Consider the following 13,237-nt stretch of genomic DNA (forward strand, 5'->3'; position numbering starts at 1 on the left):
TGTTTGTCAATTGGCTCGATCGTCACTATAAAGGATGCTGAATAATCGAAGGTTCGTTATGATTACAGCAAACGATGTCGCCGGCGTGATTCCGCGAGATGTGCCTCAGGACGCCCCAGACAGTGGCGTTGATACGGCGGGCGCCGGTCGCGTGACCGCTGCTTACAGTGCGATCAAGGAGGCAATTCGGTCGAATGTCTTTCCTCCCGGGTACCAGGCGGCGGAGATCGAGATTGCCCGTCAATTGGGAATGAGCAGAACCCCGGTCCACGAGGCCATGGCACGGCTTCAGGAAGACGGGCTGGTTCGTATCCTTCCCAAAAAGGGTATCATTATCTGTGCGCTGTCGCCTGCTGACATTGAGGAAATCTATGAAGTGATTATCGCTCTGGAGGGAGCAGCAGCAGCACGCCTCGCACAGTTACAAATGAAAGAACGAACCCCTGTCGTGCAGATACTGCAATCAGCGACCGCCTCAATGGTCGGGGCACTGGCGGAGAATGATCTGGAGGCTTGGGCGGCAGCTGACGAGCGATTTCATGAGGAGTTGGTTGCCAGGAGTGGCAATCGACGTCTCATGCGTATGGCCGGCACGGTTGCGGATCAACTGCATCGCGCCCGAATGTTCACTCTCAATTTACGTCCCCTTCCAATCCACTCTTCAGATGAGCACTGGGAGATAATCCAGGCGATTGACAAAGGGGACGCGGAAGCCGCCAGTCGCGCCGCACGATCACACCGCCAGCACGCGCACGACGCTCTCGTCCCCCTAATCGCAAAGTTAAACCTGCGGAATCTCTAGCATTTGCCGATTTGAGCAACGCGAAGGTTGTTGGTGCTTCCAGATTGGGAGAAAGGAAAGCCGGTCACGACGACGATCAGGTCATTCGCTCTGGCAAGGTCTGTATCGATTGCTGCCTGCTCAGCCCGCTGGATAGATTGTTCGTAAGTGACGATATCTTGCGAACGCAAGCCGACGACACCCCAGAAGAGGCTGAGTTGCCGAGCCACCTGTTCAGAAGGCGTCAGCGCCATGATTGGCAAAGCAGGGCGCGCCCGCGATATTCTTGCTGCGGTCGTTCCGCTTGCGGTATAGGCGACGATTACAGGCGCCTTGACTGCCACAGCCACGTTTGCTGCTGCGGTCGCTACCGCATGCGGCGGCGACTGTGCGATCTCCGGCTCGGTTGCTTCCATAATCGGACGGTAGAGCTTGTGCTTCTCGGTCTTTTCTATGATGCGGTCCATCATCTCTACAGTTTCGATCGGATAGGAACCGGTGGCAGATTCTGCCGACAGCATCACTGCGTCCGCGCCGTCGTATATTGCGCCGGCGACATCCGAAGCCTCTGCCCGTGTCGGGGTCGGCGCCGAAACCATGGAATCCAGCATCTGCGTTGCGACGATCACCGGCTTTGCCGCCATCCGGCATGCGCGGATGATCTCCTTCTGCTTGCCGGGGACGTCTTCGGGCGGGATTTCGACGCCCAGATCGCCCCGTGCAACCATGATCGCATCCGAAAGTGCGACGATATCGTCGATCTCGTCCAGCGCAGATGGCTTCTCGATCTTGGCGACGAGCCCGGCGCGGTTGCTGACTAGCGAACGTGCCTCGATCATGTCACGCGCTTTCTGGACAAATGAAAGCGCGACCCAGTCGACCCCAAGCTCAAGGCCGAACTCGAGGTCTTTTCGGTCCTTTGTGGTCAGCGGCGATATGTCGAGTACCGCGCCCGGGACATTGACACCCTTGCGGTTGGAAATCGGGCCACCGACAATCACCTCTGCATCGAGATGCTCGTCATCGATGCTAATGGTGCGTACCCGCACCCGGCCGTCATCGATCAGCAGATCATCGCCCGGTTTGACGGCTGCAAAAATCTCGCGATGGGGGAGCGGGATATCCATCAGGCCCTTGCCGGGCTCTGTGCTGCAGACGAAGCGGATTGCAGCGCCCTTCTGGAGGTCGAGACGCCCATCCCCCAGTATGCCAATACGGATCTTCGGTCCCTGGAGATCCTGCAGTATGCCGATCGCCGTGTCTAATTCCTTCTCCATCGCCCGGATATGGCGATAGACAGCGGCATGATCGTCGCGGTTTCCGTGGCTGAAGTTGAGCCGGAAGGTATCGACGCCTGCATTGAAAAGCGCCTTCAGAATTTCGGGCGAGTTGGAGGCGGGCCCGACCGTTGCGACGATCTTGGCCCTGCGATTGCTGCGAATGAACATGGTGTTTCTATCCAATCAGGATGGCACGAATGTCGTTGACATTGGTAAGCGTCGGCCCGGTGACCACGAGGTCATCGATCGCCTTGAACGCGGTGTAGCTATCGTGGCCCGAAAGGGCCGCGCGCGGTGTGATGCCGGCCTGGCGCAGGCGGGACAAGGTTGTCGGCGTAACGATGGCTCCGGCGGCGTCCTCGACACCGTCTATCCCGTCCGTATCGCCCGCGATTGCCCAGATGCCGTCTGCTTCATTCAGGCCAATGGCGAGACTTAGCAGGAACTCGGTGTTGCGCCCGCCGCGACCAGTGGCGTCAGGCGGAAGCGAGACAGAGGTCTCGCCGCCGGACAGGATGACTGCCGGACCGGCAATCGGGTTGCCATTCTGCCTCGCAGATAGCGCGATCCCGGCAAATACGGTTCCAACTTCTCTTGCTTCCCCCTGTAGCGCATCACCAAGAATCAGGGACGTCAGTCCGTAAGAGCGGGCGGTTTGTGCTGCGGCAAAAAGCGCCATGCCTGGTGAGGCGATCATCCTGACCTCAGAATTCCGGTTGTCCCGACCTGCGGCTGCACCGCCATTAGCCAGGACCTCAACGGCTGTCTCGGGAAGGTTCAGCCGATATCGACTGACGATTTCCCTGGCGTCATCCACGGTCGTCGGGTTTGCGACCGTGGGGCCGGAAGCGATTTCGGATGGGCCGTCACCCGGCACATCGGAGATGACCAGGCTGACGACACGGGCTGGATAGGCAGCCTGTGCGAGGCGGCCACCCTTGATCCCGGAAAGCTGTCTACGCACGGTGTTCATTTCGGAGATCGTGGCGCCGCTTGCCAGAAGTACCCTGTTGACCGTCTTCTTGTCATCGAGCGTCATGCGTCCGGCAGGGGAAACAAGAAGCGAGGATCCGCCGCCGGAGATCAGGGCAATCACCAGATCGTCTGATCCGAGGCCGCTCACAGCTGCCATGATGCGGGTTGCTGCCTCGACGCTCATCTCATCAGGAACCGGATGGGATGCTTCGATGATTTCGATACGCCCGGCGGGTACGGCGTGGCCGTAACGGGTTACGACGATTCCGGTGAGATCCACATCACTCCAGGCGGTATCGAGAGCCGCGGCCATTGCGGCCGAGGCTTTGCCGGCGCCGATGACGACGCAGCGGCCCTTGGGCCGTTCCGGCAGGTGGGATGCGACCACCTTGGCCGGATCGGCGCTCGCAACCGCTGCGTCGAAGATTCGACGCAGCACATCGCAGGCGGACGCATCGTTCCAGATCATTCTGCGGCAACCAGAATATTGGACCCTGCGATAGCCTCGCAGACGGCGTCGGTGACCTGCTGCGTATTGGCCTTGCCTCCGACGTCTGGTGTGAGGATGCCGGCTTCTGTGACGCGTTCGACCGCAGTCATGAGCCGCGCGGCGGCATCCTTTTCACCGAGATGCTCGAGCATCTGGGCTGCCGTCCAGAAGGTGGCGATGGGGTTTGCGATGCCCTTGCCGGTGATGTCGAAGGCCGAGCCGTGGATCGGCTCGAACATCGACGGGAAGCGGCGTTCCGGATCGATGTTGCCGGTCGGGGCGACGCCGAGCGAGCCTGCCAGCGCGCCGGCAAGGTCCGACAGGATGTCGGCATGCAGGTTTGTGGCAACGATCGTATCGAGGCTCTTCGGGTTCAGCGTCATGCGCACGGTCATCGCGTCCACCAGCATCTTGTCCCAGGTGACGTCCGGGAATTCCTTCGACACCTCGGCGGCGATCTCGTCCCACATGACCATGCCGTGACGTTGTGCGTTCGACTTTGTGACGACGGTGAGCAGTTTGCGCGGGCGCGATTGAGCCAGCTTGAATGCATAGCGCATGATGCGGGTGACCCCGACGCGGGTGAAGATCGCCACTTCCGTGCCGACTTCTTCCGGCAGGCCCTTGTGGGCGCGCCCGCCATGGCCGGAGTACTCGCCTTCAGAATTTTCGCGCACGATAACCCAGTCGAGATCACCCGGGCCGCAATTGCGCAGCGGCGGGGTGATGCCCGGCAGGATCTTGGTTGGGCGCACATTCGCATACTGGTCGAACCCCTGGCAGATCGGCAAACGCAGGCCCCACAAGGTGATGTGGTCGGGCACATCCGGCGCACCCACAGCGCCGAAATAGATTGCATCGAATTTCTTGAGCGTTTCCAGCCCGTCCGCCGGCATCATCACGCCGTGCTTCTTATAGTAGTCAGAGCCCCAGTCGAAGGTTTCCGAGTGGATCTTGAAGTCACCGCTGCGCTTTTCCAGCGCTTCGAGAACCTGAAGACCCGCAGCAATCACTTCCGGCCCGATGCCATCCGCAGGAATGGCAGCTATCTTGTATTCACGCATAATGTTTCTCCAATAATCGTATCAGTGTTGGATGGAAGCAGTTCGCCCGGTCTGACGCGAAGCACCGCGCGCAAGTAGCAGGGTGACGACGGCCGAAACGATAAGCAATGCGGCGACGAAATAGAGACCCCCGGCGAAGCTTCCGGTCATATCCTTGATCCAGCCGATCATGGACGGGCCGACGAAGCCCCCAAGGTTGCCGATCGAGTTGATCGTCGCAATGCCCGCAGCAGCGGCCGGTCCCGACAGGAAAAGGGTCGGCATGCTCCAAAGTGGTGGTTTTGAGGCGCTGATGCCGATGTTGACGAGCGTCAGGGCAGCCAATACCGCGAAAACAGTCGTTGCGCCGGTCGCCAGGGCAAGTCCGGCAGCAGCGAGTAGGCAAGCGCCGACAACGTGCCAGGTGCGCTCGCCGGTCTTGTCGGAGTGGCGAGCCCAAAGGATCATGCCGATGACCGCGAAGACAGCCGGGACGGCATTGATAAGACCGACCTGGAAGGAGGAAAGTCCAAATCCCTTGATGATTTGCGGTGCCCAGATGCCGAGCGTGTACAGGCCAGCGGACGTGCCAAAATACACCAGCGACAGCGCCAGTACCCGCAGGTCTGCCAAGCCTGCCCAGACGCTGTGGCTCGCCTTGGGCTTGCCAGCCTGCTCCTGCTCCATAGTCTTCACCAGCCAGGCGCGCTCGTCGGCGGAGAGCCAGTTGGCCTTTTCCGGACGATCAGTCAGATAGAACAAAACCACGACGCCAAGGATCAGAGCAGGGATAGCCTCGATGATGAACATCCACTGCCAGCCTGCGAGGCCCCAGATGCCGTGCATCTCCAGCAACGCACCGGAAATCGGCGAGCCTATCGCTGTCGCAAGCGGGGCGGCTGCCATGAACATCGCCGTTACGGCGGCACGCCTGCGCGCCGGGAACCAGTAGCTCAGATAAAGGATGATACCCGGGAAGAAACCTGCTTCAGCAACGCCCAGAAGAAAACGAAGCGTGTAGAAGCTTGTCGTACCCTGCACAAGCGCCATGGCGCCGGAGACGATGCCCCAGGTGATCATCACCCGCGCAATCCAGATGCGCGCGCCAACCTTGTTCAGGATCAGGTTTGAAGGCACTTCGAAGAGAAAATAGCCAAGAAAGAAAATGCCGGCGCCGACGCCAAAGACAGTCGATGAAAACCCGAGGTCCTGGTTCATCGTCAGCGATGCGAAACCGATATTCACGCGATCGATGAAGGCGATGAGATACAGGACCATTATGAATGGCACGATGCGCCACGTAATCTTGCGCAAGACGCGCGTTTCCAGTTCGCTGGTCATAGCGAGCTCCTCCCAAAAATTCTGACGCCTCCTGCGTCACTACAAAACAATAGCTGGGGCTTGCATCGGATCACATCCTCATACAATTATATAAAAAAATGAAATAATGGAGATCAGGGTGGAGCTTGAGCAACTGAAATGTTTCGTGGCGGTCGCGGAAGAACTGCATTTTGGACGGGCTGCGCAGAAGGTGGGTCTTCTGCCCGCATCTTTGGGCAGGCACGTCAAACTGCTGGAAGAGGCGCTGGGGGCACCTTTGCTGGAGAGAACCACGCGAAATGTTTCGCTGACGGAGGACGGGATCGTTCTTCTGGAAGAAGTGCGTCCCATTCTCGGCCGCCTTGACGAGCTGGAGCAGCGGTTCAGGGCCGAAAGGCATCGACCAAGCACTGTTCTCCGGATTGGCGCCATAGACAGCGCGGCGGCCGGCCTTGTTCCTCAAGTGCTTCATGATCTCAGAGAGGAAAAGCCGGACCTTGTGACGCAACTTGTCGAGGACAAATCAATCCGGCTTATTCCCAAGCTGTTGGCCGGCCGCCTAGACCTCATCTTCATTCGTCCCAGGGAAGGGATGAGCCGCAATCTGGGCGTGAGGTTGCTCCTGGAGGAAACGCCCGTGGTGGCCGTGCCGGAAAGCCACATGTTGGCGGACCTGTCGGAGGTCACGGTTGCGGATCTGCTGGACGAGCCGCTCATCGTTCCGGAGCGCCGGTCCCGGCCCCACAGCTACGACCTGACACTCGACATCTTCGCACAGGCCGGAATTCATCCGCGTATCGCCCAAGTGGCCGATGAGAAGCAGACGATCATCAACTTGGTGGCCGCCGGCATAGGATGCGCGGTAGTGCCGCGCTGGACCTCTAAGCTTACTGTTTCCGGCGTCCGTTACATTCCCTTGAGATCGCTTGACGGTCGCCCGTTGAAAACGCTGCCGTTGGCCGTCGCGTGGGTTAAGGCAGTGCGCCACCAGGCAAGGGACGCGGTGCTGGATCTGCTCGACCGCTACGCCGATCGATACGCTGCCCTATCGTGACGTCGTCTGTCACTACTCGGACGAACGAACTTTTTCAAATTCAATATCATCATCGATTTTTCTGAGAAAAGCTTTTCTCATATTGACATTCGCCTTGCGAAAAGGTTTTCTCACCTCCTATCGAAGAGGAGGTGGGACTGAGCAACCAACGCACCAGAGCAGGACGTATCACGATCCACGATGTTGCTCGTGCCGCCGGCGTCAGCGTTTCCACCGTCTCCAAGGCGCTGAATGACAATGGTCGGATGGCGGCTGCGACGCGTGCCCGAATAAAGCAGGTGGCGGAGAGTGTCGGTTTCCGCCCCAATGCCCTGGCGCGGGGCCTGCTCTTTAACCGCTCCTTCACCATCGGCCTCCTGACGAATGATACCTATGGCCGCTTCACCCTGCCAGTGATGGCGGGCGTGTCCGAAGCGTTGGTGGATCAAGGCGTCTCGGTCTTCCTCTGTGCGATCGAGGATGATCCGGCCCTGGGAAAAATCCACGTGAACGCCATGATGGACAAGCAGGTGGACGGCATCATCGCCACGGGAAAACGCATCGACCGATCACTTCCGGTCGATCTTACCGGGCTTCCTGTTCCAGTCGTCTACGCGTTCACCGAAGGCGCGCCGGATAGCGTGACGCTAACGTCGGACGATGGGCATGGGGCAGGTCTTGCCACCGATTGGCTGCTCGGCCTCGGTCGGCGGCGGCTGGTGCATGTCACCGGGCCGGAAAGCTTCGCTTCGGTCCGCGAGCGCGCCTGTGCCTTTCGCGCCAGCGCGGGTGAGGGGGCGGAAGTGCTCAGCGGCATCTGGGCGGAGAGTTGGGGGCATGAGGCCGTCGGCCGCCTCTGGTCGCAGGCAGGAGAAAGGCCTGATGGCATCGTCTGCGGCAACGACCAGATCGCGCGCGGCGTAATCGACGCACTGCGCGAGCGAGGGATCCGGGTGCCGGAGGACGTCGCCGTCGTCGGCTTCGACAACTGGGAGATTATGGCCGCCCAGGCGCGCCCGCCGCTGACCTCGGTGGACATGAACCTGAAAGAACTGGGCAAAGAGGCGGGCCGGACCGTGCTGGCGCTTGCCGAAGGCAAGTATATCGAGCCGGGGCTGCGCAAACTGCCGTGCCGGCTTGTCGTGAGGCAATCCTGTGGAGGCAGGCCGCCTGATTGAAGTGAGGAGACGGAGTAGTCGATGACGCTCCGCGATATGGAGGAAAGTCATGCTCAGAAAATTATTGGCCGCGACATGCCTGTTTTCGGCTGCGATGCTGTCGTCCGCGTCAGCGGAAACTGTCTCTATGTGGGTTCGCTCGGGCATCGGCGATTCCTTCAAGGAGGTAGTCAAGGCGTATAACGCCAAGGGTGGCGACAGGGTCGAACTGACCGAAGTGCCTTTTGCCGAGCTGGTTCAGAAATACGCCACCGCAATTGCGGGCGGACAAGCGCCTGACGCGCTCTCCCTCGACTTAATCTACACGCCGGCCTTTGCCGCGGCTGATCAGCTCGAGGACATGACGGACTGGGCGAAGTCGCTGCCCTATTTCAATTCGCTCTCGCCGGCCCATGTGAAGCTCGGCACCTATGAGGGCAGGATCTATGGTTTGCCCCTGTCGGTGGAGACCTCGATCTTCGCCTGGAACAAAGAACTCTATAGGAAGGCCGGACTGGATCCGGAAAAGGCGCCGGCAACCTGGGAAGAGATCACCGCCAATGCGGAGAAAATCCGTGTGCTGGGCGGCGACACCTACGGCTTCTACTTCTCCGGTGGCGGCTGCGGCGGATGCATGATCTTCACCTTCACGCCGCTCGTATGGGGTGCAGGCGCCGACATCCTGTCGGCAGACGGCAAGACGGCGACCCTCGACACGCCTCAGATGCGCAAGGCAATCGACGTCTACCGGAACCTGATCGCTAAGGACACGGTTCCGGCGGGTTCGGCGAGCGACAACGGTGTTAATTTCCTGTCGATCACCAATGGCAAGATCGGCCAGCAGAGTCTTGGCGCCTTCGCAATCGGGACGCTGGTCACGCAACATCCCGAGATCGATTTCGGAGTGACTCTGATTCCGAGTGTCGATGGCAATCCCTCCTCCTTCGCCGGCGGCGATAATTTCGTCGCGACCAAGGGCACCAGACGGATCGGTAACGTCAAGGCCTTCCTGGAGTACATCTATTCTGTCGACGGCCAGAAGATCATGGCGAAGTTCGGCAGCCTGCCGACGCGTTCGGATATTGCCGACGAGGTGCTTGCCGGCCTCGATCCCCGCCTCGGCGTCGCCATGAAGGCGGTATCGGTCGCCAAGACGCCCTATACGCTGCAGTTTAACGACCTCATCAATTCGGCGAACGGCCCCTGGGCGACTTTCACCAACGCCGCGATCTACGGTGATGATGTCGACGGCGCCTTCGCCGACGCGCAGTCGGACATGCAATCGATCATCGACGCGGCACAATAAGTAGCGCCGAGCGGAACGGACCACTCTCCCGCCCAAACCGCAGGAGGAGCAGAAAGGCTCCTCCTTGCTCCAGCCAATCGAAAGCGAACGTACCATGACGACGCCCCACGTCCCATCCCGGCCGCCCCGTGCGCTGCGCAAGCGAAGCAGATCAGACCTGTCGGGCCTTATCTACATTGCGCCGGCTATGGCCCTGGTCACGTTGTTCTTTGTGATCCCCGTGCTGTTCACGCTCTGGATGAGCTTTCACCGCTGGCCCCTGCTCGGCGCGCCCCGCTGGATCGGGCTCGGAAACTACGCCCGCATGCTGACGGATGCGCGCTTCTTCACCGCCCTCGGCTTCACTGCCCACTACACGGTGGTGGTCACGATCGCCATTTTCGCAATCGCCTTTCCTCTCGCCTTCTTCGTGGAGAAGCAGAGACGGTTCGTTTCAATCTATCGCACCATCATCTTCCTGCCTGTCGTCGTCGGCCTTGCCTCGGCGTCGCTGCTATGGGTGTGGCTCGCCAATGTCGACAGCGGGCTTTTTGCGCCCTTGCTCCAAGCGCTCGGCCTAACGTCCAGCCGGGTGAACCTGCTCGCGACTTTTGACATGGCCTTCCTCACCGTCATCATCATGGTGGTCTGGAAGGTCGCGGGCTTCACCATGATCATTCTTCTGACCGGACTTCAGGCGATTCCGGCCGAACTGACGGAGGCCGCGCGCATCGATGGTGCCCGCCGCTGGCAGCGCTTCCGTCATCTGACGCTTCCGCTGATGCGCCGCACACTGGCGCTGGCGCTGATCCTGTCGATCACCGGCTCGATCCTTGCCTTCGACCAGTTCTACATCATGACGTCCGGTGGGCCGCAGAACCGGATGATTTCAGTGGTCTACTACATCTTCAACCAGTCCTTCGTATCCTTCAATCTTGGCTATGGCGCAGCGCTGTCCATCGCGCTTCTGGCCATTCTTGTCGCCATCAGCATCGCACAACTCCGGCTGCTCAAAGTGGGAGACGACCGTCCATGAAGACCCGTCGGAATATTCGAGCCCGCAAGGTGTTCTTGAGCCGCATCGCCTATCACGGCGTCGGTATCGGAACGGTATTCTTCTTCCTTGCGCCGTTCCTTGTCAGTTTCCTCGCCTCGTTCCGGTCGAACAGTGAAAACGGGCAGCCGCCGCTACCGCCGTGGCCGATCAACGGCATCAGCATCGATGCGTACCGGACGCTGGACGGGTTTGGCTCCGGCGTTTGGCAGCACACACTCAATTCGCTTGTCGTGTCGCTGGGCACCGTTGTCCTGACCGTGGTGGTCAGTGTGCTTGCCGGCTACGGTTTCTCGCGCTGCCGCTTCCCGTTGAAGAACGCGCTCTTCGTGCTGATCATCACCACGCTGATGATCCCGTTCCAATCGATCCTCACTCCGCTCTTCATCATTCTGGCGAAACTCGGCCTCAACAATTCGCTGTTCGGGCTGATGCTGATCTACGTGACGCTGCAACTGCCCTTTTCCGTCTTTATGATGCGTAACGCCTTCGATGCAGTGCCTAAGGAAATCGAAGAGGCTGCCCGTATTGATGGAGCACGGGATTTGAAGCTGCTTTTGCGCGTCCTGACGCCGCTTGCGATGCCCGGCATCGCGACGGTCTCCATCTTTGCCTTTCTCAATGCGTGGAACGAGTTCTTGGCCGCACTCGTACTGCTCTCCAGCAACGAGAACTATACGTTGCCGGTCCTGATGACGGCAGTTCGTGCCGGGCGGCTCGGCGCGATCAACTGGGGAGCCGTCCAGGCCGGCGTCACCGTCATGGTCGTGCCCTGCCTTTTCGTCTTCCTTCTCCTGCAACGCTACTACATGCGCGGCCTGATGGCCGGGGCCGTGAAATGAAAGAGAGTAAGCCCATGAACAATACCCCCAAAACTCGCCAGTTCCGCCCTGTCGCCGTCCCGGATGTCGAGGTGGGAGGCCTCTTTGGCCAGAAACAGGACGCAATATGTCAATCCACCGCCGCCACGCTTCTGGATCGCTGCATTGAAGCGGGCATGCTTCGTCAGATCGATATCGACCAGCCGGGCCCCGGTGTCGTCATTCCTTACCATAGCATGAGCCCGACCATGCCGGCCACCGAGAGCAAGGCGCGGGTATCCACACAGATGTTCTGGGACAGCGATTTCGGCAAGTCGATCGAGACCGCCGCCTATTCGCTTTATCGCAAGCCCAATCCCGAGCTTGAGGCGCGGGTCGATGCCATCATCGATCTTTACGAAAAGCTTCAGCGGCCGGACGGCTATCTCAATTCGTGGTATCAGCGTATCGTCCCCGGCCGGGAATGGACGAACCTGCGCGATACGCATGAACTGTATTGCGCGGGTCATCTGATGGAGGGGGCTGTTGCCTACTTCCAGGCGACAGGAAAGCGAAAGCTGCTCGACATCATGTGCCGCTATGCCGACCACATGATCGCTGTGTTCGGGCGCGGCGAGGGCCAGATCGCCGGCTATTGCGGCCACGAGGAAATCGAACTCGCGCTTGTCAAGCTTGCGCGCGTTACGGGAGAAAGGAAATATCTCGGCCTCTCGAAGTTCTTCATCGACGAGCGCGGCACCCAGCCGCATTACTTTGATATCGAGGCGCGCAAAGACGAACGTGATCCGAAGAACTTCATCTTCGGAACCTATGAATACAACCAATCCCATGTGCCGGTGCGCGAGCAGCGGAAAGTCGTTGGGCACGCGGTGCGGGCCATGTATCTCTATTCCGGTATGGCTGACATCGCCACCGAGTATAACGACGATACGCTGAGCACGGCACTCGACGCGCTTTGGGAGGACCTCACCGCCAAGCAGATGTACATCACGGGCGGGATCGGTCCGGCTGCGGCTAACGAAGGTTTCACCGACTACTACGATTTGCCGAATGACACGGCCTATGCGGAGACCTGCGCGTCTGTCGGGCTTGTTTTCTGGGCGAGCCGGATGCTTGGACGCGGCCCGAACCGGCGTTATGCGGATATCATGGAGCAGGCGCTCTACAACGGCGCCATGTCGGGCCTTTCCATTGACGGCAAAACGTTTTTCTACGAGAACCCGCTGGAAACGACGGGCGGGCATCACCGGTGGAAGTGGCATCACTGCCCCTGCTGCCCGCCGAATATCGCCCGCCTCCTGGCCTCGGTCGGTTCCTACATGTACGCGGTAGCCGATGATGAGGTCGCCGTGCATCTTTATGGCGAAAGCACCTTGCGCTGCACGCTCGCCAACAGTGCAGAACTGACGCTGAAGCAGGCCACCAACTATCCCTGGGAGGGCAGCATCGCGTTCAACGCAGCGCTTGCCGCGCCGGCGCATTTTGCGCTTTCGTTGCGCATTCCGGCATGGGCCGAGGGGGCGACACTCAGCATCAACGGGGACATGCTGGATCTGCGTGCCGTCACCGTCGACGGCTATGCCCGTATCGAACGCGAATGGGCCGACGGTGACAGGGTGGCTCTTTTCCTGCCGCTGTCGCTGCGGCCGCAATACGCCAATCCCAAGATCAGACAGGATGCCGGCCGCGTTGCGTTGATGCGCGGGCCGTTAGTCTATTGCGCCGAAGAAGTCGACAATGGCGGCGATCTGAACACCTTCTTCGTGCCGGCCAAACTATCGCAGGAGAAGACCGAGATGCTGGCGGACCTCGACGGCGCGGTCGCCGTCGATCTCGCCGTCGAGCGGGAAGACGCTTCCGGATGGGGCGATGCACTCTATCGCACGGCGCCGGCCGAGCGCAAACCTGTCTCGCTGCGCCTTGTACCCTATCATCTCTGGGACAACCGCGCGCCGGGCAGCATGCTCGTCTGGCTGCGGGCGATGAAATGAGGTGGCC

The 13,237-nt window shown here is 60.1% G+C and carries 11 protein-coding genes; 7 read left to right on the plus strand and 4 right to left on the minus strand.

Features of this window, described 5'->3' with window-relative positions:
- The first annotated feature begins 58 nt into the window (after positions 1–58).
- Positions 59–802, plus strand: a complete 744-nt coding sequence (locus ACQZ5K_RS19600; protein ID WP_149622429.1) for a GntR family transcriptional regulator — start codon at positions 59–61, stop codon at positions 800–802.
- Here the strand turns inward: ACQZ5K_RS19600 and pyk are convergent.
- The 4 genes from pyk to ACQZ5K_RS19620 are packed head-to-tail and all read right to left on the minus strand — an operon-like array spanning position 799 to position 5,910.
- Positions 799–2,229, minus strand: coding sequence for a pyruvate kinase (gene pyk, locus ACQZ5K_RS19605; protein ID WP_149622430.1), 1,431 nt, complete (start codon positions 2,227–2,229; stop codon positions 799–801). The genes ACQZ5K_RS19600 and pyk overlap by 4 nt on opposite strands.
- 7 nt (positions 2,230–2,236) lie before the next feature.
- The gene (locus ACQZ5K_RS19610) at positions 2,237–3,505 is read right to left on the minus strand and encodes a glycerate kinase type-2 family protein (RefSeq protein WP_149622431.1); all 1,269 of its coding nucleotides are present in this window, start codon (positions 3,503–3,505) and stop codon (positions 2,237–2,239) included.
- Positions 3,502–4,590 (minus strand): tartrate dehydrogenase, encoded by a 1,089-nt coding sequence (locus ACQZ5K_RS19615; protein WP_149622432.1) that lies wholly within the window; start codon positions 4,588–4,590, stop codon positions 3,502–3,504. Before ACQZ5K_RS19615 ends, ACQZ5K_RS19610 begins: the two co-directional genes overlap by 4 nt.
- Before the next feature lie 21 nt (positions 4,591–4,611).
- The gene (locus ACQZ5K_RS19620) at positions 4,612–5,910 is read right to left on the minus strand and encodes an MFS transporter (RefSeq protein WP_149622433.1); all 1,299 of its coding nucleotides are present in this window, start codon (positions 5,908–5,910) and stop codon (positions 4,612–4,614) included.
- A gap of 118 nt (positions 5,911–6,028) precedes the next feature.
- Between ACQZ5K_RS19620 and ACQZ5K_RS19625 the strand changes: the two genes are divergently transcribed.
- The 6 genes from ACQZ5K_RS19625 (at position 6,029) to ACQZ5K_RS19650 (ending at position 13,230) form a co-directional block, all read left to right on the plus strand.
- On the plus strand, positions 6,029–6,943 hold the full coding sequence (locus tag ACQZ5K_RS19625; protein WP_149622561.1) for a LysR family transcriptional regulator: 915 nt from the start codon (positions 6,029–6,031) through the stop codon (positions 6,941–6,943).
- Positions 6,944–7,080: 137 nt separating this feature from the next.
- Positions 7,081–8,100, plus strand: coding sequence for a LacI family DNA-binding transcriptional regulator (locus ACQZ5K_RS19630; RefSeq protein ID WP_149622562.1), 1,020 nt, complete (start codon positions 7,081–7,083; stop codon positions 8,098–8,100).
- 49 nt (positions 8,101–8,149) lie between these two features.
- On the plus strand, positions 8,150–9,385 hold the full coding sequence (locus ACQZ5K_RS19635) for an ABC transporter substrate-binding protein (protein ID WP_149622434.1): 1,236 nt from the start codon (positions 8,150–8,152) through the stop codon (positions 9,383–9,385).
- 94 nt (positions 9,386–9,479) lie between these two features.
- Positions 9,480–10,400: a carbohydrate ABC transporter permease gene (locus ACQZ5K_RS19640; RefSeq protein WP_149622435.1), complete on the plus strand. Its 921-nt coding sequence runs from the start codon at positions 9,480–9,482 to the stop codon at positions 10,398–10,400.
- Positions 10,397–11,260, plus strand: coding sequence for a carbohydrate ABC transporter permease (locus tag ACQZ5K_RS19645; protein WP_149622436.1), 864 nt, complete (start codon positions 10,397–10,399; stop codon positions 11,258–11,260). Before ACQZ5K_RS19640 ends, ACQZ5K_RS19645 begins: the two co-directional genes overlap by 4 nt.
- A 14-nt stretch (positions 11,261–11,274) precedes the next feature.
- Complete coding sequence (locus ACQZ5K_RS19650) at positions 11,275–13,230, plus strand: glycoside hydrolase family 127 protein (RefSeq protein ID WP_149622437.1); 1,956 nt, start codon at positions 11,275–11,277, stop codon at positions 13,228–13,230.
- The last annotated feature ends 7 nt before the right edge of the window (positions 13,231–13,237 follow it).

The organism is Agrobacterium sp. 22-226-1 (genome assembly GCF_053522345.1).